General features: G+C 37.1%; 21 protein-coding genes. 5 read left to right on the top strand and 16 right to left on the bottom strand.

Translation table 11 applies throughout. The features are described from left to right. Nucleotides 1–46: 46 nt before the first annotated feature. The 7 genes from hisC to ACY10D_RS10630 form a co-directional block, all read right to left on the bottom strand. Nucleotides 47–1,114, bottom strand: coding sequence for a histidinol-phosphate transaminase (gene hisC, locus ACY10D_RS10660; RefSeq protein ID WP_487000716.1), 1,068 nt, complete (start codon nt 1,112–1,114; stop codon nt 47–49). Continuing rightward, nucleotides 1,099–2,430, bottom strand: a complete 1,332-nt coding sequence (gene hisD, locus ACY10D_RS10655) for a histidinol dehydrogenase (RefSeq protein ID WP_487000715.1) — start codon at nt 2,428–2,430, stop codon at nt 1,099–1,101. Before hisD ends, hisC begins: the two co-directional genes overlap by 16 nt. A gap of 17 nt (nt 2,431–2,447) precedes the next feature. Beyond that, nucleotides 2,448–3,353: an ATP phosphoribosyltransferase gene (hisG, locus tag ACY10D_RS10650; protein WP_487000714.1), complete on the bottom strand. Its 906-nt coding sequence runs from the start codon at nt 3,351–3,353 to the stop codon at nt 2,448–2,450. 241 nt (nt 3,354–3,594) lie between these two features. Next, nucleotides 3,595–3,948 (bottom strand): YerC/YecD family TrpR-related protein, encoded by a 354-nt coding sequence (locus tag ACY10D_RS10645; RefSeq protein ID WP_487000713.1) that lies wholly within the window; start codon nt 3,946–3,948, stop codon nt 3,595–3,597. A 330-nt stretch (nt 3,949–4,278) separates the two neighbouring features. Then, nucleotides 4,279–5,496 (bottom strand): sensor histidine kinase, encoded by a 1,218-nt coding sequence (locus ACY10D_RS10640; protein WP_487000712.1) that lies wholly within the window; start codon nt 5,494–5,496, stop codon nt 4,279–4,281. A 65-nt stretch (nt 5,497–5,561) separates the two neighbouring features. Next, complete coding sequence (locus ACY10D_RS10635) at nt 5,562–6,299, bottom strand: response regulator transcription factor (protein WP_487000711.1); 738 nt, start codon at nt 6,297–6,299, stop codon at nt 5,562–5,564. Between the two features lie 74 nt (nt 6,300–6,373). After that, nucleotides 6,374–6,706, bottom strand: a complete 333-nt coding sequence (locus ACY10D_RS10630; protein ID WP_487000710.1) for a hypothetical protein — start codon at nt 6,704–6,706, stop codon at nt 6,374–6,376. A gap of 324 nt (nt 6,707–7,030) precedes the next feature. Between ACY10D_RS10630 and ACY10D_RS10625 the strand changes: the two genes are divergently transcribed. After that, a complete protein-coding gene (locus ACY10D_RS10625) occupies nt 7,031–7,825 on the top strand; it encodes an acetolactate decarboxylase (RefSeq protein ID WP_487000709.1) in 795 nt (264 codons plus the stop codon). Nucleotides 7,826–7,960: 135 nt separating this feature from the next. Here ACY10D_RS10625 and ACY10D_RS10620 read toward each other — a convergent pair whose 3' ends face one another. The 5 genes from ACY10D_RS10620 to ACY10D_RS10600 all read right to left on the bottom strand — a co-directional run bounded on the left by ACY10D_RS10620 (nt 7,961) and on the right by ACY10D_RS10600 (nt 14,410). Next, a complete protein-coding gene (locus ACY10D_RS10620) occupies nt 7,961–9,472 on the bottom strand; it encodes an O-antigen ligase family protein (RefSeq protein ID WP_487000708.1) in 1,512 nt (503 codons plus the stop codon). A gap of 230 nt (nt 9,473–9,702) precedes the next feature. Continuing rightward, on the bottom strand, nt 9,703–10,659 hold the full coding sequence (locus ACY10D_RS10615; RefSeq protein ID WP_487000707.1) for a hypothetical protein: 957 nt from the start codon (nt 10,657–10,659) through the stop codon (nt 9,703–9,705). Continuing rightward, nucleotides 10,653–13,073 carry a TcfC E-set like domain-containing protein gene (locus ACY10D_RS10610; RefSeq protein ID WP_487000706.1) on the bottom strand — a complete coding sequence of 807 codons (2,421 nt, stop codon included), beginning with the start codon at nt 13,071–13,073 and terminating at the stop codon, nt 10,653–10,655. The genes ACY10D_RS10615 and ACY10D_RS10610 overlap by 7 nt, the downstream gene beginning before the upstream one ends. Before the next feature lie 36 nt (nt 13,074–13,109). Continuing rightward, complete coding sequence (locus ACY10D_RS10605; RefSeq protein WP_487000705.1) at nt 13,110–13,619, bottom strand: CS1 type fimbrial major subunit; 510 nt, start codon at nt 13,617–13,619, stop codon at nt 13,110–13,112. 56 nt (nt 13,620–13,675) lie between these two features. Further along, entirely contained in the window at nt 13,676–14,410 is a 735-nt protein-coding gene (locus tag ACY10D_RS10600; RefSeq protein ID WP_487000704.1) for a fimbrial biogenesis chaperone, read from the bottom strand. Between the two features lie 734 nt (nt 14,411–15,144). Here ACY10D_RS10600 and ACY10D_RS10595 point away from each other — a divergent pair. After that, nucleotides 15,145–16,065 (top strand): MipA/OmpV family protein, encoded by a 921-nt coding sequence (locus tag ACY10D_RS10595; RefSeq protein WP_487000703.1) that lies wholly within the window; start codon nt 15,145–15,147, stop codon nt 16,063–16,065. Between the two features lie 34 nt (nt 16,066–16,099). On the opposite strand, the gene ACY10D_RS10590 is transcribed toward ACY10D_RS10595, so the two are convergent. Next, nucleotides 16,100–16,333, bottom strand: a complete 234-nt coding sequence (locus tag ACY10D_RS10590; protein WP_487000702.1) for a hypothetical protein — start codon at nt 16,331–16,333, stop codon at nt 16,100–16,102. A gap of 98 nt (nt 16,334–16,431) precedes the next feature. Next, nucleotides 16,432–17,142: a purine-nucleoside phosphorylase gene (gene deoD, locus ACY10D_RS10585; RefSeq protein ID WP_487000701.1), complete on the bottom strand. Its 711-nt coding sequence runs from the start codon at nt 17,140–17,142 to the stop codon at nt 16,432–16,434. A 191-nt stretch (nt 17,143–17,333) separates the two neighbouring features. Between deoD and ACY10D_RS10580 the strand changes: the two genes are divergently transcribed. Beyond that, the gene (locus ACY10D_RS10580; RefSeq protein ID WP_487000700.1) at nt 17,334–18,179 is read left to right on the top strand and encodes a 2OG-Fe(II) oxygenase family protein; all 846 of its coding nucleotides are present in this window, start codon (nt 17,334–17,336) and stop codon (nt 18,177–18,179) included. 48 nt (nt 18,180–18,227) lie between these two features. Here the strand turns inward: ACY10D_RS10580 and ACY10D_RS10575 are convergent, their stop codons facing one another. Both ACY10D_RS10575 and ACY10D_RS10570 read right to left on the bottom strand, forming a co-directional pair. Continuing rightward, the gene (locus tag ACY10D_RS10575) at nt 18,228–18,953 is read right to left on the bottom strand and encodes a response regulator transcription factor (RefSeq protein ID WP_487000699.1); all 726 of its coding nucleotides are present in this window, start codon (nt 18,951–18,953) and stop codon (nt 18,228–18,230) included. A 96-nt stretch (nt 18,954–19,049) separates the two neighbouring features. Beyond that, on the bottom strand, nt 19,050–20,609 hold the full coding sequence (locus ACY10D_RS10570; RefSeq protein WP_487000698.1) for an ATP-binding protein: 1,560 nt from the start codon (nt 20,607–20,609) through the stop codon (nt 19,050–19,052). A 359-nt stretch (nt 20,610–20,968) separates the two neighbouring features. On the opposite strand from ACY10D_RS10570, the gene acpP reads away from it, so the two are divergent. After that, a complete protein-coding gene (acpP, locus tag ACY10D_RS10565) occupies nt 20,969–21,205 on the top strand; it encodes an acyl carrier protein (RefSeq protein WP_192483915.1) in 237 nt (78 codons plus the stop codon). Nucleotides 21,206–21,392: 187 nt separating this feature from the next. After that, nucleotides 21,393–22,646: a beta-ketoacyl-ACP synthase II gene (fabF, locus tag ACY10D_RS10560; protein ID WP_487000697.1), complete on the top strand. Its 1,254-nt coding sequence runs from the start codon at nt 21,393–21,395 to the stop codon at nt 22,644–22,646. Nucleotides 22,647–22,801 lie beyond the last annotated feature (155 nt).

The raw sequence follows: 22,801 nt of genomic DNA, 5'->3' as shown, positions 1-22,801 counted from the left end.
TTTGCAAGAGGGGTGGCAGCCAAAGGCTGACGGGGTGTTTATAAAATCATAGTTTTTCTAAAGTGCGTAACTTCAGTAATACTGTAATAAGCTTATTGACTTCCTCAACAGCCCCTATGCTAATACGCAACATCGTTTCATCATTAAATACCTTTGCCATTGATCTGACGATAATGCCTGCCTGACATAATCGAGTAAATATATCCACTTTAAACTGTACTAATAAAAAGTTAGCTTGTGAGGGATATACTTTATGAACCAAGTTTGATGCTTGTAGATATTGAAATAAACGTGTGCGTTCACTAATCGCTTCATGTATTTTGTTTTTAACTAATGCTAAACGTGCAGGTTGTAATGCAGCTACTGCATTTTGCGCTACTGACCGTGCGATGGGATAAGGGGCAATCACTTTTTTGATCAAATTCACCAAACGGGCATTAGTGATAACAGAGCCAACACGCTCTGCCGCCAAACCATACGCTTTGGATAAGGTTCTAAGAACGACTACATTATCATATTGCTTAATTAAGCTTGTTGCACTTTGCTCGCCACTAAATTCAATATAGGCCTCATCAACAACAATCATTACCTTACCGGCTAATGTAAGACATAAGCTCTCAATATCCTCTCGCGAGATTACATTTCCAGTTGGATTATTCGGTGAGCAGATAAACAATATCTTAACGTTTGGCTTGTTATTTATCTCCTTTAATAAATCATCAATATTGAGTGCAAATTCATTCGTGGGATCAAGTGCATATTCAAAATACCCTACCCCTTGTAAACGCGCACTAACCTGATACATACCAAAGGTTGGTTTAAATGCCATAATTGCATCTTGTTGGTATGTACAAAATAATCGAATCAATAAGTCAATGCCCTCATCACTGCCGCGTGTTACCAACATTTCATCTTGATCCACTTGGTAAAGTTCTGCTAAAGCACGCACCAATTCTTGTGGTTGTGGCTCAGGGTAGCGATTAAAACCTTGTTCAGATAAATCATAAGCTAGCTCATTGGCATTAAGCCAAATATCACCTTCAAGGTTTAAAGATCGTGCCGAAGAATAAGCATTAAATGCAGCTAAATCTTGACGAATCAACTTCTCAAACATGTCGCCTCCGTTCCATCTTCAAGTGCCTTAAGACGCAGATCAACGGCTAATTTATGTGCTGTTAAGCCCTCAATATCGGCTAATTGTGCTGCTAAATCACCGATAGCTAATAATCCTTTCTCATCGACATATTGCACACTCATTGCTTTCATAAAATCAATCGTTGATAAACCGCTAAATGACTTAGCATAACCATACGTTGGCAATACATGATTTGATCCGGTGACATAATCACCTAATGCTTCAGCTGCCCATTGCCCCATAAATACCGCGCCGGCATTATGGATTTGATCAATATACTTTTCAGGGTCTCGCACCTGTAAAATCAAATGCTCAGGCGCATAGTCATTAGCAAATACAAAAGCATCTTCTAAGATCTTAACTACCAAAATACGACTATGAACTAATGCTTCCTTGATGATCTCTTGACGCGTTAATGTATTTATCTGTTGATTAATGGTAGCGCTTACCTCATTGGCTAACGCATTACTGGTTGTTATAAGTATTGCTTGAGAATCAGCGCCATGCTCAGCTTGTGCTAATAAATCTGCTGCAACAAATTGAGTATTTGCCTTCTCATCAGCAATTACCAAGACTTCAGAAGGACCCGCTGGCATATCAATTGCAGCCCCCTCAATATCATCAGCAACAAGCATCTTCGCTTTAGTTACCCAACTATTACCTGGACCATAGATCTTATTAACTTTAGTGACGGATTCTGTGCCATATGCCATCGCGGCAATGGCTTGAGCACCACCTATTTTATAAATGATATCAACACCACATAAATCAGCGGCGACTAATAATAATGGGTGAATTTTGCCTTGTGCATTCACTGGTGTGCAAACATTCACTTGCCTACATCCTGCTACTTTTGCTGGGATTGCTAGCATAATAAGCGTTGAGATCAAAGGTGCACTTCCGCCAGGCACATATAAGCCAACGCTCTCAATAGCGCTAAAAACTTTATGACAACACACACCATCATTACTATCAACTATAGTATTTTTAGGTTTATTGATTTCATGATAATTTTTCACTCTGGCAATAATATTTTTGATTAACTCAATGTCTTTAGCGCCAACTAGCGCATACGCTTCTTTTATTTCAGCTTCTGTTATATATAAACTATCAAGCTCACAATGATCAAAGCGCGCAGTATATTCAAATAGCGCTTGGTCTTTGTTGCATTTTACTTCATTAATAATCTCTTCAACTTGTTTATTTAAGTCATTACTATTAACTTGTGGCGCACGCTTAAGAAGAGACTGCCAAGCAGGTTTATCATCGATATTGACTTGATAGGTTCTAATCATTTTTCATTCTCACATTCTTACGCTAACATTTTTTCTATTGGCAACACCAAAATCGCACTAGCACCTGCCTGCTTTAAACGCTCCAACGTATTCCAAAACACACCTTCCGTCGTCACAATATGCACAGCAACCTTATCATGAACGCCTGCGATAGGGATAATCGTCTGCCCTTCATGACCTGGCAGAATATCATTAATGGCATTAAGTGATGACTTAGGTGCATGAAACATCACATATTTACTTTCTTTGGCTTGCATCACCCCATTCATTCGATCGATCAAACGCTGATAGAATGCTTCAATTTCTGGCGCAAGTGTATGGTTATTACGAATTAACAATGCCTGTGATTGCATGATTTCAACGACTTCTTTGAGATTATTCTCCTCCAATGTGCGCCCTGTTGACACCAGATCACATATCGCATCAGCCATACCAAGATTAGGTGCAATCTCAACCGAACCTGAAATATTTAAAATCGATAAATCGAGATTGTTTTGACGTGAAAATTCCATTAATAGCTCAGGATATGAGGTCGCAACTTTCATTGCCTTTAGGCTATTGATATCGTCATATGCTTTGCTATTGGCAATAGCAATCGATAAACGACAAGTCCCAAAGCCAAGCGCTTTATCTATCGTAATATTATTGCTTTGCTTTCTCTCATTCAACGTTAAACAAAACTCATCCAACACGTTCTGTCCAATAATACCAACATCGCAAAAGCCATCATTAACCAAAGTAGGGATATCGTCATCACGTACAAATAAAAAATCAACCGGTGCATCAATCGCATGACAATAAAGCCCACTTTTTGATAACTGCACTTTAATGCCAACTTTCTCAAAAAGCGCCATTGACTCTGTGTTTAACCGCCCTTTCTTTTGTACTGCAATGCGTAATCGCTTATTTTGTCTATCACTCATTTAATTGACCTTTTATTTTAATTTTTCTCTTTTTCAATAGTCATAATGACAAATTTCTACCCAAAAAAGTGCTCACGTACCCTGAGCGTAAGTCGAAGCGATGCACTGAGCATTAGTCGAAGTGGGTGAAACCAGAAACTACCTATGTATAAAGGCTTCGACTTACGCTCAGCCAACACGAATACACATAAGGTTTCGACTAACACTCAGCCAATACTGATACATATGGTTACGACCTCTTTCACCTACTTCTCTCTTTTGCACTTTCTGCTTTTTCTACTTTTTCTACTTTTTCTACTTTGTCATACATTAAATTGTACCCACCAGCGCCATGTGTGATACAACGCGCAATTCTTGCCACTGTGGTCACACTGACACCAGTTTCAGCATAAATCTGGCGATAAGATTTATCATTTTTGATCTCCTGAACCGCGCGCCAACGATCTGCCATCGCTGAAATCTCCGCAGGCGTGCATAAATCCTCGAAAAGTTTCGCAACCTCCTCACTACTTTCTAGCAATGATAACGCATGAAAAAGCGCATCAATATCAGATTGCTGCGCTTGTTTGATATTCACCATAAAAATACTATTCACACTTCACAATGTATTAATACGTTATAACATAATCATTTACAGCAAGATGCTCAAGAAGTTTTTGCAGAAAAAAGCAGAAAAAATAAAAATGGTGCCGACAAGCAGAGTAGAGCTGCTATACCAAATAAGCTATATCGGTATAATGAATCATGGCTATGACCATATCCAACCCACTCTCTTTGATTGTTCAAACATTGGCTGAGCGTAAGTCGAAGCCTTTATACATAGGTAGTTTCTGTTTTCACCCACTTCGACTAATGCTCAGTGCATCGCTTCGACTGATGCTCAGGGTACGGTGAGTAATTGTGAGTGAATATTTTGTAGCTTGAGTTATTGAAATACAACTCGAACACATAAGCCGCTATCTTTGTTGGCTCTGATAAACTGAACTTTTGCATTGTGGTTAAACAAAATAGCCTTGGTAATACTCAAACCCAACCCAGAGCCTTTAACTTTAGCAGTTCGCGCAGGATCTGCTCTAAAAAATGGTGTTGCCATCAATCGAAGGGTTTCATCACTCAGCTGATCTCCATGATCGATAAACTCAACAATAGTTTGCGATTTATTACTCCTAATAGCAATATCACAGTCACCTGCATATTTTAATGCATTATTAATAATATTCTTAAAAGCACTTGCTAATAATTTAGGCTGTCCTTTAATCATTTTAGGCGAGTGCAGTGAGATCGATGTCAGAGTTACTTTAGCATGAACATTTTTGTATTCATCAACAAGATGACTTAGTAAATTATCCAGATTTATATCGGTTACTTTTTCCAAAGAAAAGCTACGCTGCATGTAATTCAGTATATGAGTTAAATAGTCATTTAATGCGCCAACTTCATGGCTTATACTCTGTTCTAATTTTTCATTATCAACACGTTCAGCTAAAAGCTGCAACTTTGCCAAAGGCGTTCGCAAATCATGTGTTAATGCCTTAAGTGTAATATTTCTTTCATCATTGCTTTGCTTTAATTTTTCAATCATCTTTGCCATCATACCAGAAGATAATCTAATCAATTTAGGCCCTGAAGTCACCATGGAAACATCACCAGCTCCACCAATCATCAGCTGATTAGATAACTCATTTAAACGCAACCAAGGTCTGAGCAGCTTAATGCTAGAATAAGCGTAATAGATTAGAAAGCATAATAACAATAGTTGCAAAATAATAATAATCAAAATAAAGAAGTAAGGTGAACGATTACTTTTAATATTCAACCACTGTGCTATATTTGGCAGATAAATTGAGTAACTATCTCCTAATACTCTATTTTGCATGTTTGACAACAGTAATTGAGGCTTATTGTTTAACTCTATTTGATCATTATATTTAGGGGTGTCTGAAAAAGATATATTAGGGTTAATGCGTTGCATCTTATTAATAAGAATCAATTTATTATCATAGTAATCATCATTAACACCAAGCGTTGGTTGTTTTAATATTTCACGTAGATAGGTAAAAAGTGTCAAGCTTCTTTTTAGCGTTTCACGTGTTTGACCTTGAGCATATTGATATAGAAAATAAGATGAAAACAGCATAGACATAACTGCCAAAACACCTATAACAATAAGTTTGAAATACGAAAACCTCATTGAGGTTTTATGCAATGTCATGCAATGCCCACAGGTTTCACTGTCAAGACATAGCCATCGGAATAAGCCGATACTATAAACTCTTCATCAGACTGGATACACTCAGTAATTTTCTTACGCAAACGATAAATTAGTGAATTAATAGAGTTATCTTCAAAACTATATTCTTTTTGATAAATCAATTGCAATGCCTTCTCCTTTGAAACTGGTTCATTATCATGAATGAGTAACATTAAAAAATCCTTTTCTCGGTTACCTAGTTTTATTGAGTGTTTTGTCTCCTTGTTGACTATTTTTCTATGGTTTGACAAAAAGAGCCATGAACCAAAATCATAATCTTTATATTCTAGTAGGGTATTTTGTTGTTGATTAACCGTATATTGGTCATATATAGTCAGTGCTTTATCAATTTTAGTCAATAATAATCTTGAGCTAAATGGTTTCTGAACATAATAAAGCCCTCCGACTTCTAGTGCTAACACTTCTTCTACTTCATCATTTACCGCACTAATAAAGATAACAGGAATTTGGCATGACTTCCTTAAACGCCTACAAAAAGAAATGCCATCCTCTTTTGGCATCATTAGATCCAATAAGATAATATCAATTCTATGCTCTGATAGTAACTTGTCTGCTGCCTCAGTGTCTTCTGCGCAAAAGGTTGTAAACCCTCTGACAGCTAATGTCTCTGACAAAAGTTCACGAAATGTTCGATCATCATCAATGATTAAAATATTTTTTGCCTGTTCTGACATCCTTCACCTAACTACTAAAATATCGTTTTACTATTATGCATAATCTAACACATAACTATATTTATCGCACTTTGTTAATCTCTTACTTTTCGATTCCAAATATAAGTACCAACTACAATAATTATTGCAACGGCGATTGTTATTGAACTTATCAATGTCGAGATGGTCTGGGTACTATAATCTATGGTGAGTGTGGCAACATAACCACCTATCACCATAATTGCATAGGTCATACCGCTTGCCCCTGTGTACAGCAAGTAAGCATATTTATGATCGACATCAAAGAAAGCCATTAAGTAAGCCACCAAAACCCCTGCTAATGCCGCCCAAGAAAAGCGTTCAATGACTTCAACTTGATATAGATTCCAACGCCCCATACGTGATATATCTTTATGCGTACTATTCATAATTCTCCCCCAGAATTTAGTATTTTCAGATAGAACATCCAACAGACTAACAGAAATATCTAAAGCATCTTAAATATAAATCATCACAAAAAATAACAGCTACAGCCATATTTCTGCCCACTTAGATTGTGTAAGCGCTTCGACTGACGCTCAGAGTACGGTGAGCACTTACGGGTGAATATGTAGTCTTAGCCAAAATAACACCCCATTTAAGCTTACCTTATATTTTTATTCAAAAAAGTATGATTTTATTTGATTTTTACTCTGCCACATTGTTTATTACCATAGCTAAAGTTTCAACACATAAAGAAGAGATCAAAATATATGACAAAATTTTTTACACTTGCAACCACAACGGCCCTTTGCCTGACTTATATGCCATTTAGCCTTCAAGCTCATCAAAAGACACTTTATCAATACGGTACGATTAGTGCGCTTCTTGCCGGAGATTACCGTGAAAAAGTTGATTTAAGTACCACAAAGGCTCATAGCAATACCTTTGCAATTGGTGCAGGTGTTGGCTTAGGTGAAGTTGTCGCTATAAATGGCGTTTATTATATTGCAGATCCATATGGTCAGTTAAAAGAAATGAACACACTATCTGGCTTCTCTTTTCTAACAGCCACTGATTTTAAGCCAAATAAATCACTAAGCTTTAGTATTGAAAATAAGCTTTCCCTTGAGAAGCTTCAAGAGATGATCATGAGCAAAGTAAAAAACAACCAGATAAGCTATGCGATTTTAATCAAAGGCCAATTTAAGCAGATTCTATTGCGTAGTGAGGACTACAGCAAAGCACAAGATTTGCCGTTAGACATATGGTTAAAGCAACATGAAAACCGATATACACTCAAAGATATTTCCGGAGAAATGGTTACTTTCTTTTCCCCTGAGTATACCAAAGGCTTTGGCGTACCTGGCTTTCACAGTCATTTTGTTACTGATGATAAGAAAACAGGAGGTCATGTTCTCAATGCTGAGATTAGCAAAGCACAGGTGGAGATTATGCCCATCGAAAATATTAATCTAAGGCCTGGGGTTGTTGCTAATTACGACCATAAAAAGATTAATCTGGATAAATTACATGATCTTGAAAATGCCGAGCTCCATGCGCACTAATTAAGTTTTGCGCACTTGCCCCATCGTGAATCTTTTTACAATGGGTGCATAGCGGCTATATGTTGATTTTTTGTATACTTACACCAACCAAGGACTCACTCTCCATATAAGGATATTTCCCATATTGTTTAGATGCTAAACACATTTCAAATCAGCTGAATGAGAAAGCGCTTCAATACTTTTGTTATGCGTCATAAACCAACCGTTTGACCACAAATTAGGGCTCAGACTGGTCACGTCCTTATTTTTAATATAACAGGCTGTACCATAGTGATAGGCATTTGTCGTTAATCGAGACATACTATGTAATGAATATAACAGCAAATAAGCTGATGCAATCATACAAATAGTACCCAAAAGTAACTTAAAAATTCTCTGTTCAATGGTTGATTTAAAGGTTAGCAAATTAGCCTTTGATATAAATATAGCAAGCAACAAGCCAATTGTAAGCACAAAAGTAAGTTGTGCAGCAGGCATAATGGTTACGCCACTAACTAATCCTTTAATGAACATCGAGCTTACAGCAAAAACGATCACCATAGCATAGATATTATCTTGAATTAATTTTGCTATTTTAAAAAATCTAACGATAAGCATAATGACAAGCATCATAACAATGATCGCATTGATGATACCCCACTCAGCTAATAACAATGCCCATATATTGTGCGGGTGAGCCGCTGTTGTTTCACTATAAAAGTAAACAAAAGCAGGATACATACCGGGCCCTAGACCTAGAAATATATTCTCGGATAACCCTGCTAAAATCGCCGCTTGAATCAATGGCCAACGATCACTATAGCTTAAAAAACCATCACTACGATCCATATTCAAGCCAACTGATGCTTCCATCAAAAACGTAATGGTATAATAAGCAAAAAACGCCAAAACAAAGCAAAGCAACATATACTTACAATAGCGATAAAATAATGGACGAAAGAAAATCATGCCAATGACTATCATTGATATCAATATAACAAAACTTGCTCGAGAAGCCGTTAAAATCATCAAATAAAGCCCTGTACTGACGGCAGTAATCGCGATTATTTTGAGATAACGATTTTTAACAATCAAAAGCAATCCACTACTTAGCGGCACTAAAGCTGTTAAAATTTGATCTAAGAATCTAGGATTTAAAAATTGCGGATGGACTGTTAATGCTGAAACACTATTTAACATATTACTCCCTATATTCTCAGTGAATAATACAACGTAACCATAACCAATATAAGCTGCAACTACTATAAAAAATAAACACCCTAACCACATATAGTAGTTAATATTTTGTTGTTTATGTACAACACTATAAGCAACTGTCAAACTAAGCAGAATCAATAAACATAACTGGGTGTAGTGCACAAAGGCTATCCCCATAAATGATGCCTTAATACTACTTAACAACCCAATAATCAAAAATAACGATAACAATAAGGATACAACTTTATTCTGCATCAATATCTGCAAGATAAATACACTATAATTTCTCCATAGAAATAATAAAGGCACAATACTCAGTAGCAATAATTGCATTACACGCCGCTGGTCGTAATAAAAGATATGCTCCAACTGTAGTGGTGCAATAAATATAACTAACAAAATAGCACTTAAAGTGATGGCTACAACTCTTCGCCTTAACCATTGTTGCATTGAATCTCTACTCCTGTTTTATAATATCGACATCATTAGCAAAACAATTTACTAACTAGAATCATAAAAATAATAAGTAATATAAGCAGTCTACATAGGGTTGTTTATTAATCAATTATTGGGGAATAACGAATAATTACTTCTCATCTTAGAATGCGGTGATTCACATCCTATAATTGTTCACGATTGGATGTGACAACTTTATGAAGCTTAACTCCAAACCAAGGTTATTACCATACAGCATCAAACACAACAGTAAACTGGCCCGAATAACTCCCTGACTCTTTTCCATAGGGCATTTTTGCCGTCACACCAAGATCAAAACTATCCTGAGGATTTAAAATCATTTTCAGTTTATCGTTAGGGGAAATAGCTTGGCCATTAATATCAACCAAGTATTGCCAATAATCTAAATTACTATCATGGGTTAATGCACATCTGTTATTAACCAAATGCCCACATTGCAATTGTGCTGTAATTTCCAAAGGCAGCGGCGAGTTAGATGAAAAGTCAACTCTTGTACTGGCACGGTAGCGGTCATTAGATTCATTCAACTGCAATGCAGTATTCTGTGCTGAAAAACTCATTATTAATGGCACAACCAATTTAAAATTAAGAAGTATATGACCCGCAGTTTGTCCATTCCCCCCATTAGCAATTACTGGCATTGATATATTGCCAAGGTATAGCCCCGCTACTTTATCTTGGTTTTCAGAGCTTAACACTCTAAAATAATACTGAGTCATATCTCCATAGTCTGGACTGTGGTATTCAGCAGTATTATTAGGGTTTGTATATTTTGTTGAATTATTAGCATATAGAGTCTTCGTAAACTGCACATCAAACTCTTCTGTATGTCCTCTTTGCCTATCCTCCAAACGTATCGTCGCTCGCCCTGTTGCTTCACTGTGCCATTTCACATGAAAGTCATAAGTTCTATCATATGGATTTATCATTGAACTAGCCAACACCTTATTTGAAAGGGCTATCAAAGAATGTCCTCCCCCAATATATCCTGTTTCAGCTTCTATTATATACTGCCAATCTTGACTCTCTTTTTCTACGTCAAATGCTGTCACGTTGATTATCTCGGTTTCAGCATATGCTACAGTTGAAAAGAAAATACCCTTTAATAGCACGTTTATAATGAGAATGTGCTTATATATATTTTTCTTTCCCATCAACATTCAATCACTCCTATCCACTGTCCTGATTGCAAAATTTGAGGATCTTGAAATTCATGTTTACAACTACCGTTAATTTGCAAGGTTGGATTTCTTTTATCTATATACACCATAAAATAGCCTTCCTCATCGGTTACTGTTTGGTTAATGTGATTTTTGACCATCACATTTTTCTTAGGCTTGCCATCAACGAGTGCACGACCTAATACATGTATTGTCGCAATCGCTGATTCATCAATTTGAACGATATTGCCCGGCATGAGAGTGAAGCTTTTTTCTTTCTCAGAGTATTGAAGATTTGATTTGTCATTTCTATCCTCTAAAAGCTGAAGCGTGTATTCTTGGTACGCCGGCAGCATAATAAGATTCTGCCCTGCACTTAAACTATAGCGTCTGCCATCAATTTCAGCATCAACACTTGCGTCCTCTGGCATATCCATATCAATCATAACACCTGCCTGATTATACTGATCCGCACTGAAAGAAGGGATAAAATCAACCAAGGCAAAACTGCCTGAGAGTGAGCCATATATTGATGAAGTTGATTCTCCGTTAGTTGATTGATGAGCTGCATCAATAAAGCCACTGATATTATCAGAGCCCAAGTTAACTGAAATACCTTGCGACTCACTAACATCACCATAATCTATCTCAAGTGATACATCATCAATATAATTGCTGTCAAAGTTTGGTGAATAGCCAAGTGTGCCACTATTTGTATTATTATAGCTTTGATGCCCAAGAGAACTGTTAATGCTCGAGCCATTATCAAAGAAATAGCTAAAGTTGAGCATAATGGAGAAATCTTTATATTGCCCACCTGTGTACTTACTATAACCATAGTTAATCGTTGAATAAATTTGATAGTCCCTTGTACTAACCCATGTTTTATAATGTGACACGTTGGATTGAAAACCATTTGTTTTTAAATTATACATATAACTTCCTGATAAAGAACCAAGTCCAATATCATTTAGATTAATGCTAGTGCTTATGCCAATGCTGTTATAATCTTTTGCAAAGGCACTAAAAACTTGCTCATTTTGATAGTTATTTCTTTGATTATCTTCATTTTGATACCACAAACTCATCGATAATAGGTTAAACGGTTGCACTTGTGCATTGATATTAAATCCATAGCCGTGATAGTTATCAATCGCGCCTGAAGCATTAAATGAGAGACTCTCTGAGAATAGATAATCAACACCAGCCTCCCCTGTTACCGTACGACCAAGTACATAAGCTGAGAGGTTTGTCACTGTATTGGTTAACGGCATAAAAGCATATGCCCCACCGAGATAGACTTTATTAAAGCTATCAGGAAAAAACTGCTCTTGATAGCTTGTTTCTTTTGCCATCCCGACCCAAAGTCTGTAATGTGAGCTCCTGTTACCAAAGTCTGCTGCTGAAGTTGGTTTAACAACTGTGCTTATTCTGGTTTCAATCAAGGTGTTTCCTTGATAAATCTCAACTCTCACTGAGTAAATACCATAAGGAAAAGTAGAAGTATCAACTTCATGTGTCCCTGCGGCAAAACTTTGCACACTTAAAAGGTTGTTTTCTTTATAAATTTTCACTTTGGTATTACTCTGTGCATAAATTAAAATTGGCACTTGAGAGCTCGCATTTTTGTTTTTCTTCATATTATTTGAGCTTGCCAGCCCAATAAGTAAACTATCCACTGATGGAATATAATCCATTTGCGTCACGGCATTAAAAGGTGCCTCATAGCTGCCCATAAAACCTGCAATTAACAGATTGTCTTGAAACTCCTGCTGCACATAAAGCTGCGTTAGTGTTTCACTTGAGCTATTTTCATTGCCTGAGGCGATAATGCCGCTATGAATAGAAGTATTATTAACACTAGTGATATTCTCTAAATTTAAGTTATAGCTTGATGTCTCATTTGAAACATCAAAGTAAAGATCATAGTTAAAAACACTGCCATAACGTGTGTTTTCATGTAGATTAAGATAGCCCTGATCTTGATGATTTTGATACGATACAGCGCTCTTATTAATTGTAATATCCAACTGAGAGGTCTTGGTTGAAAAATGACTTCTTGCTAAAATAGATCCCGCTTTACAGATGCCTTGAGCTTCATACTCAGTGCTACAGTAAATGGCAGCTTCAAAAGGAATCCCTGAACGCCATTGATCTAAAATAATTGCTTTGGCTATATCTTTTAACTTTACAGAAGAGAAAATCTCATTAAGATCGATTCCCTCAAGTTTAGTATCTTGCATATATGCTGTATGGTACCCAAGCTGAACACCTGATACCTTAACATTCACATCAACCCCTTGCTGTGAGACAAAATCAATAAATTCTTTTGGTATATGTTTATTTGCGTGAGACTTAGCTAATAAACAAAAACTCAGCACTCCACCCAAACAAATAAATTTCAAATAAATCATCGATTATGCCTCTTACAGCTTATTAACCCAAACGTCTTAGCTTAAAGTTCCATCAAAAAGAAGATTTAATTGACCACTATAGTTTCCTTCTATGTGTTTAGAATCGTCATATGTTTCAGGATCAATCACCAGACCCACGATAGAGGTACCATCTGGGTTACCAAGTTGACTAATAATATTTGAATCTGTTGTTGTAATCTCCTGAGTCCCAAGTTTGACCGCATAGCTAATTTTCTTTGTTGGATCAGTACTATGCGCAATCTCTAGCGGCGCAGCTGCACTGACGTTAAGTGCAGCTAACTCGCCACCATCTACACTTATCGTAACTGACGTTGAATCACCAGTGAAATCACCTGCAACTAAATCATAAGAAAATTGAAGTTGAGAGTTTACTACATTCACGGTGTAGTAAGCCGCATCAGTATCTGGAACATTCGCAGATAAGTGAATCGATAAGCTTTCTCCTTGAGTAGAAGCTGCATTTACCCCACCAATAATAGATGCTGTTAATAAAACGCTTGCTAATGTTTTTGTGATTGTTTTCATTGTGTTTCTCCTAAATATATTTATTTACATAGTTTGATATTAAATTGATTTATTTGTTAAATTTCATACGTCTCTCTCTCATTGCCCTCAGTAATCACATACTCTGTCTCCTCATGGTTATAATCAGTTAAACTAAAATTTTTACTTTGTTTAGCGTACACAATATGGTTCTCTACTTTGTTCCCATTTTCACAGTGCTCAATCGTCTCATCGCGACAAGCCCCTTGAATTTTAACTTTAACAAAGCTATTGCCTTTATTTTCTATCTTTAAAAGATCGTCACTTACATCATGCACTGTGTTATAGCGAATATTTTTCTGAAGCGGTGTGACAATTAGCAAGGTTCCATAAGCAATGGACAAAGTAACACCAGTTTTCACCTCACCTTCTTGCACATTGAAAAATCCATTATCTAACGATGGTTCAACAGGAATAATACGAATACGGTAATATTGATCCGCGGTAATGGAATCTCTACCTTTAGGTAGACTCATCCGAAGCAGCTTCTCATAATTAGGTGGAATAACCATCTTTAATGGTGAAACTAAAAGATCACTTACCATATCTTTAAGCTCAAGCTTTATCTCTTTACCCTCTCCAAATGGATCAAGTATTTTAAAAGCCTCTATCTTTACATATTGAGTGGTGCTCCCTGTGTTTTTTATTGTCCGCGTGATCTCCTGATCATCATTGTCCCACTTTAGCAACATCACCCCTGGATCGAGACTCGCATGAGAAAGCGTAGTTAAGCCCAAACATAAAACAAATACATACTTTACAAAATTTATCATAAATAAGTTGCCCCAAATCAATAGTTTCACTTGCATTGACAGATTAGAAGTCAATCACTTAATGGGTAAACTATAAACACAGGATTGCAAGATTGGAAATAACGAAATATAACCAAAAATACTAAAATCTCTCGTCATAATATACCCATCGTAAATCATTTTGCTGTGCTTAATGGTGGAGAAGTTTTTGATAAACTGGATAACCCACCTCTAAAGTCAATGCGGTATCTTGCAGCAAACCATAACCTTTAAGCTTTGTCATCATTGATAAGTTGATGGTTTAACCACCTGTACTTTCAGGATCATAACTAATGCCCCAACTTGCTTTTGTATCATTAGCTACCCCACTGGTTTTAGTAGTCATTAGATATTCTAATTTAGAACCCCCACAATTAGTCGTGAAAGAATAATAGATATCAAGAACTCGCATGATATTGCTTTAGTAACACTCACTCCCATTAGTTTCTGCAAGTTATAAACTTGAGAATTACCCCAGTTTTTCACCCCCCAATTTTTCAATCGATACTCCCAAATAGTCACTGATTTACAACTCACCGATAGGATAGCATTTCTTTTGCCAACATCTTCTATAAGGAAGAGTCACAAAAAATATCAACTACGTATGAATGCATTATTATTTATTATTATATTTCCCGTCGAAACTACTACATATCCACACAAGATATAACTACACTTAATCATCGTAACAACAACGATAGCTTAAGGAGTAATAAATGGCTTGTAAATATAACTTTCTAATGATGCCGCTTAGCATAATGTTGCTACCTATGTTTGCTTTTACACAAGAACAACAAGCCGCTAAAGATACCCTGCTAACCAATAGCCCTAATAACTCTGCTAATAGCAACTATGGTGAAACGCAAGAAGATTTCCTAAGCAAGGACACAAGTAAAATACAAAAAGAGCAAAAAGAACAAAAAGAACAAAAGCACTTTAATATTCAATATCCTTGGAGTATTGGGGTTGCGAGTATCTTTACTCCCAATCCATACAAAGCAACTGATGATAACATTTTGGCATTTCCGATGATCGCCTATAAAGGTGAAGATTTAACGGTCCTTGGACCATACATTGCTTATCGCCTCATCGGCAATCGTATGTTTAGCTTTTCTGTTGATGGCTTCTTATATCCACAAAAATTTGATGCCAGCAAATCAACTGATCCACAGTTACAGAAGTTAAATGACCGCAACTATATGTTTATGGGAGGATTCTCAAGTCGTTTCAACAGCGCTTATGGCTCACTGCAATTGGGTTTGAATCTCGATCTTACGGCAGGAACGCATGGATTAATGGCAAACATGCAATATACGAAACCTTTTATTTTACAGTCCGATAAACATCAATTGATTATTTCACCAGGCGGTGGCGTGCAATGGACACAAAATAAAATATTGGATTACTTTTATGGTATTTCTGCAAGCGAATCAGCGCTATCTGGATTACAAGAATATTCTCCAGGTAGCGCTTTTTCACCTTATTTATCATTATCACTAATGTATCGTTATAACAAACGTTGGGGCATCACCAGCGTTTTTCGCTTAAATCAACTTGCAAGCACTGTTCAAGACAGCCCAATGGTTGGTCAAAGCTATGTATTAACATCAGCGATTTCATTTACGTATTCTTTCTAACTTGACCTTGGTAAAAATGTGCTTAATTTATCTCTCATTTTTTTTCCAATTTATTTAAGACGATTCCTACGACAATAAAGATGGCACCAATAATCAAACTGGCACAGCCCAACATACCTGTGATAACCGATTCACTTAAATCATAAAGGCTATGCGCTGAAGGAAACCAACTAAAGGCACCAATAATCAGTACAATGCTTAATATAACTAATATAATGCCTATGACTAGACAACCAATAATAGATCCTGATTGCTTACAACACTTCATTACTATTCTCCTTGTTTTCATATATGCGAACCTGCACAAGTAAGAATAGTTATTTTTTTAGAAAATGCGAGAAAGAAAATATCTATAGATAACTAGGATTAAGCACTCGCTAAGGCGATTTCAATCATTTTAGTAAATGAATTTTGGCGCTCTTGGCTCGTTGTAACTTCCTTTGTCACCAATGAATCAGAAACCGTTAAAAGACAAGCTGCTTTTTTACCATAGGCTTTAGCATTAGCAAAAATCGCGACAGTTTCCATCTCCACTGCTTTACAACCATGCTCACTATGAATCTTGATATAATCATCAAAGTTTTTGCGATAAAACACGTCAGTACAATGTACTTTTGCTTGTGTCACAGGCAAGCTCAAACTCTCTGCTGTTTTTGCTATATGTGCTGTTAAATTCACATCTGGCATTGCCAGTCTTGTTTTTTCACCAGTCACAATCTCGATATAATCCGACTCACAATAGCTTTCGGTAACTAATAGCACATCATATACCTCAATCTCAGACACATATGAGCCACATGAACCAATACGAATAATCTGATCAACATCATAATTATTAAATAGTTCTGCCGTATATATTCCCGCACTTGGGATCCCCATACCATGCGCCATAATCGTTAATTTTTTGCCTTTATAAGTCCCAGTGAAGCCCAACATATTACGCACACTATTGACCTGCTTAATATCCTTAAGATATGTTTCAGCGATCAGTTTAGCACGCAGAGGGTCTCCTGGCATAATCACAGTTTTGGCAAAGTCATCTTTGTTTTTTGCTTCAATATGAGGTGTTGGAATCATTTTTTATCCTTTTTTACCTTTGTTTTCAATTGATCAATTTTTTCAAGTCGCCAGTGTACTGCTTTTATCGCCAATGGACAAATGAACAAACAACTAAATTGCAGATCTATCACTATCATTTCAACCTTGACAGGTATGTCTTTAGTATTTAGCATGCCAACGTCATTTAAATCAATAAATCAGGTGTTTTTATGGAAATTTTAAGTGTTGATTATTATGCAGATAACGCGCCAAAACGTTTTACTGATTCTTTGAAGCAAACAGGCTTTGGGGTATTAGAGACACACCCTATCGACTGGCAGCTTATCGAAGATGTTTATAGTGAGTGGCGCAAGTTCATTAATTCAGAAGCTGCCCACAATTATTATTACGATAAAGCAACTCAAGATGGCTACTTTCCGATAGATATCTCAGAAACTGCCAAGGGTGAGACCGCACGTGATATCAAACATTATTTCCATTTATATTTTCCAAATGGCCGCTACCCTCAAGAAGTCTCTAACAAAGCACGCAAGCTTTTTGATCAACTTTTTGAACTAGGTAAAACATTACTGCAATGGATTGATGATCATATGGATCCAGAAACATCCAAGAAACTGCATATGCCATTAGTCGAAGCTTTGTCATTTGATCGCACGTTATTTCGCATATTGCATTATCCTGCGATCAAAGGTGATGAGGAACCAGGTGCCATCCGTGCTGCAGCGCATGAGGATATCAATTTAATCACCCTTTTACCGGTTGCCTCTTCACCTGGCTTAGAGGTGTACTCACACAAAGAAGATAAGTGGTATGAAGTGCCTTGTAAGCCGCAATCTATCATCATTAATATTGGTGATATGCTGCAAGAAATGACCAACTTTGAATATATTGCTACTAAGCATCGCGTCGTTAAACCTGAAGGTGAAGCACAAGGCGTTGATCGCATGTCAACACCTTGCTTTATGCACGCCAAAGCGGATATTTACTTGTCTGAAAAATACAAAACTGCTGATGCTTTCTTGGATGAACGTCTGATTGAACTTGGTGTTAAGTAGATTTATAAAGAATATCTGATTCCTATAAGGTTATTAGGGTAGATCAGCTTACAAGGAAAGCACTTGGACATCCGTCAAAAACTTATATCCTTTGTAACGAATGGATTGAATTAGATCTTTACCGATCTTATTGCGTAAGCGATAAACATAAACATTAATTGCTTGTAATGATGCATCATCAGCATGACTCTCCAACGCTTTGTGAATTTGCTCACGCGTGATAATTCGCTCGGCATTCGCACAAAAAAGACTTAATAGTTTCACTTCATATTCAGTCAAATTGAGCTTTTTGCTCATATTATTTTTATCGACCAGACTAAGTGCTGATGGTTCAAAATGCCAACGATCAAATTGATAGTTTATTTGATCTTCTTGTGTTGATTGAGACAATGCCATTTGTGTCTTGTGACTGCGGCGCAAAATTGCCTCTATACGCAACAGCAACTCTTTGGGGTCAAATGGCTTTGCTAAAAAGTCATCTATTCCAAGCTCAAACCCACGAATAAGATTAGCTTGACTATCATGTGCTGTTACCATCAAGATCGGGACTTGCGATTGTTGGCGCACTTTCTGACATAAGCTATGCCCCGTTAGATCAGGCAATTGATAATCCAGAATAATTAAGCTTGGGATTTTCTGATTCAAGTACTCAAGCATCGCTTTACCGTTATAAGCACTATAAGTCATATAGCCCTTAGACTGCAAAATACTTTCAATCAGCTCACAAATAATCGGCTCATCATCAACAATCAATATTTCATTTACATCCAACATCGCACTTGAAATCCATAATTATTATTTCCTTGATAAGGAAAGTATAGACAGAGCTAAATCAACCGCAAGTGGTTTGGAGTTACACGTTATATCCCTTTATCGCTCAAGCACTTCAAAGCCATTAATGGTGCGCTTATTGTGATCAAATGAAATACCTACTTGATAAATCGGCAATTCCAGATGAGTAAACTTTGATGCATAATTTTTGCTAACAATTTGTTCTACTGCCTTGGCTGCTAAGTTCTCGCCGTGACTGACCTTAAACTCAAAAATAATCACTTTCTTATGAGGAATAACAATCGACATATCAATACGACCTTCAGAGGTGTGATCTTCGAGTTTAACGTCATAGCCAAGTGCAGCGAAATAACTATAAATAATCGCGCAATAATAACCTTCATAACGATTTAATGGTGTATTGACATAATAATCATAGGGAATACTACTATAAAAACTCGCTATCGCTTTTTCAAATTGTTGCCAGTTATCTGTCAAAAGCGCATTATTAATCGCAAGTTGATTCATGGTTGCATCTTCTTGTGTAATGCCAATCTTAGTCAGCTGTCTATTCAAAGCCGTTTTAACTTCAAAATTAGGATAGCCTAAGCGATACCAAAGATCTTGACCAAAATAAAATTGCTCTTTAATCGTCAAATAACCACTTTGCAGCATCAGTGCAGCAATTGGCGTATTATTGACATCTATACTATTTAACGCGTCCGGAGTTGCTTTATAGTTCTCCAAGTCAGGGATAATGTCACGACGTTGACTAATTAGCTTAACTAGAAAGCTCGGTGTACCCGTTTCAAACCAATAGCTTTGATAGCGTGCACCATTGCTAAAGAACAATAAAACATCAAATGGGTTATAAACTTTTTGTGCTTCAGTTCCATCAAAATTGTAACCGTTGTACCATGTTTTGAGTTTAACGAGATCAACACCCTTTAAATATTCTGTAAATGTACTCTCTAGCTCATCTTGCGTATAACCACATAAATCAGCGAACGGTGCACGAAAAGAAATATCTTCCAAGTTATTTAAGCCACTAAATAAACTCACCTTGGAAAACTTAGATACACCTGTTAAAAACACAAAGCGCAAACATGCATCATTATCTTTGATGACACTATAAAGCCCCTTTAAAATCTCGCGATTGCGTAATGCTTCCTCTGATTGAGTAATCACATCTAAAATCGGCTTATCGTATTCATCCACCAAGAGCACGACGCGCTTGTTCGTTTTTTCAAATAACGATTTAATCAGCTGATCAAACTGCAGGTCATAATGCTTACTGGTATCCAGTTCAATCCCATAGTGTTTGGCCGTATCTGATAACTCACGCAAAATCCATTGCAGCAAAGACTCCTCAGAAAACACTGATTTAGAGCGCCCAAAACTAAAATGGATCACAGGGTGTGTCTTATCAAAATCCCATTTATCTTCGATATACAAACCTTTAAAAAGTGCTTTCTCACCTAGGAACAATTGCTTTAAGGTATCAATAGTTAAGCTTTTGCCAAAACGACGTGGACGTGATAAGAAGTAATACTTGCCTTTTGCTGCAATCTCATGGATATGACGAGTTTTATCAATATAAAAAGTATTGCCATTTATCATCTCAGACAGGCTCGAATAACCAATTGGCAAGTTTTTCATATGCACCACAATGTTAAGTCAAAATATTACTGCCACAAAGTCTAGCAAATATGTCTGTTGATAGAAATAGCGAAGTTACTGCAACTTTAATTTAGCTCATCAGTCCCTTTAATAAGGTTAGTTGGTGATGATGCAAAGCAATATCCTTTATTCTTAAATGATAACGATAACGACGAAGTTGATAACTAATAGAAGCATCTGCTCAATAAATAGTAAACCAAAGCAGTTTTAGCAGAATTTTGTTGTAAGTTTATTGCAAATAAGGCACATTTCACTACAATGTCTACTCGGTTGGCAGATGCCATAAATTTAAAGACAGTTTTATAATTAATTAATAAGTAAAAACTTAAGGAAACAAAATGAGCGCAATTCAAGAAAAAGTAAACGCCATCATCGTTGAGCAACTAGGTGTTAAACCTGAAGATGTAAAAGCAGAAGCATCTTTTATCGATGATTTAGGCGCTGACTCTCTTGACACTGTTGAATTAGTTATGGCTTTAGAAGAAGAGTTTGATACTGAGATTCCAGATGAAGAAGCTGAAAAAATCAAGACTGTGCAAGACGTTTACACTTACATCGAAGCACATAACAGCTAATCATTCATTGCTTTTAAAGTAACTGATGAATTTATGAGAAATCAGCATTAGTCGCAAGGTTAATGCTGATTTTTTGTTTGTATAACTATGCCGATCGTAAATCATTTTGCGGGGTTTAATATCTGAAAGAAGTTTTTGATACTTTTGAATGGTTTGCGAACGGTATAAACATTTGGATAATGAAATCATGAAATCAGCAAGACGCGTTGTCGTTACTGGACTTGGTGCATTAAGCCCGCTTGGTAATGATGTCAAAAGTACATGGGATGCGATTTTAAAAGGTCAAAGCGGCATTGAACAACTACCTGAATTTGATCTTGTGCATGGACCTTCTATTTCTGAGTTTAAAGTCACCATTGGTGGCACCATTAAAAACTTCGACTCCTTACAGTATTTCGATAAAAAAGAAATCAAAAAATACGATCCCTTTATGCAATACGGTCTTGTAGCTGCTGAAGAAGCATGGCAAGACGCTGGCATCACGGTAACCGATGAGAATTGCCGCCGCATAGGCGTATCAATGTCTTCAGGTATTGGTGGACTTGGTGAGCTTGAGGCAACACGTGTTATTATTGATAACAAAGGCCCTAGGCGCATATCCCCTTTTTGTATTCCTGCCACAATTATCAATCTCATCTCTGGCAACTTCTCGATTAAGCACAATCTAAGAGGCCCCAATACCGCAGTCGTTACTGCTTGCACAACGGGTGCACACAACATCGGCATGGCAGCACGTATGATTGCTTATGGTGATGCTGATGTGATGATTGCCGGTGGTGCTGATAAAGCCAATACTGCTATTGGCATTGGCGGATTTGCGGCAGCTCGTGCCTTATCTGAGCGCAACCATGATCCAAAAGGTGCCTCACGCCCGTGGGATAAAGACCGTGATGGCTTTGTCTTATCTAATGGTGCAGCTGCTGTTGTATTAGAAGAATATGAGCACGCTAAAAAGCGTGGTGCTAAGATCTATGGTGAGCTTATTGGTTACGCCATGAATGCTGATGCGTTTCACATCACAAGTCCAAGTGGCGAAGGTGGCTATGAATGTATGCAATTAGCCCTTGAAGATGCAGGTGTCAATGCTGATCAAGTACAATATATTAACGCACATGGTACATCAACGCCGGCTGGTGATGTCAAAGAAAGCCAAGCAGCTGAGAAGCTTATGGGTAATCATGCCAAAAATATCGTCATGAGTTCAACCAAGTCAATGACCGGACATATGCTAGGCGCAGCTGGTGCGATTGAAGCTATCTTCTCATTACTTGCCATTCGTGATCAAGTCGCACCACCGACGATCAACCTTGATAATGTTGATGAAGGCTGTAACTTAGATTATGCAGCACACCAAGCAAAACCAATGAAAATTGATATTGCCATGTCTAATTCATTTGGCTTTGGCGGCACCAATGGCACGCTTGTGTTTAAAAAAATATAAACGGACTAAGACTAAATACTTCCCCACAATGCTCACTGTACCCTGAGCGTAAGTCGAAGCGGTACACTGAGCATCAGTCGAAGTGGGTAAGCTTGGGAAAATCACACTTCATAGAGGCTTCGACTTACGCTCAGCCAACGCTTACAAAATCAAAG

The sequence above is a fragment of the Cysteiniphilum sp. genome (assembly GCF_057495195.1).
The sequence above is the reverse complement of the archived record's forward strand: the minus strand, read 5'-3'. Positions and strand labels throughout refer to the sequence as shown.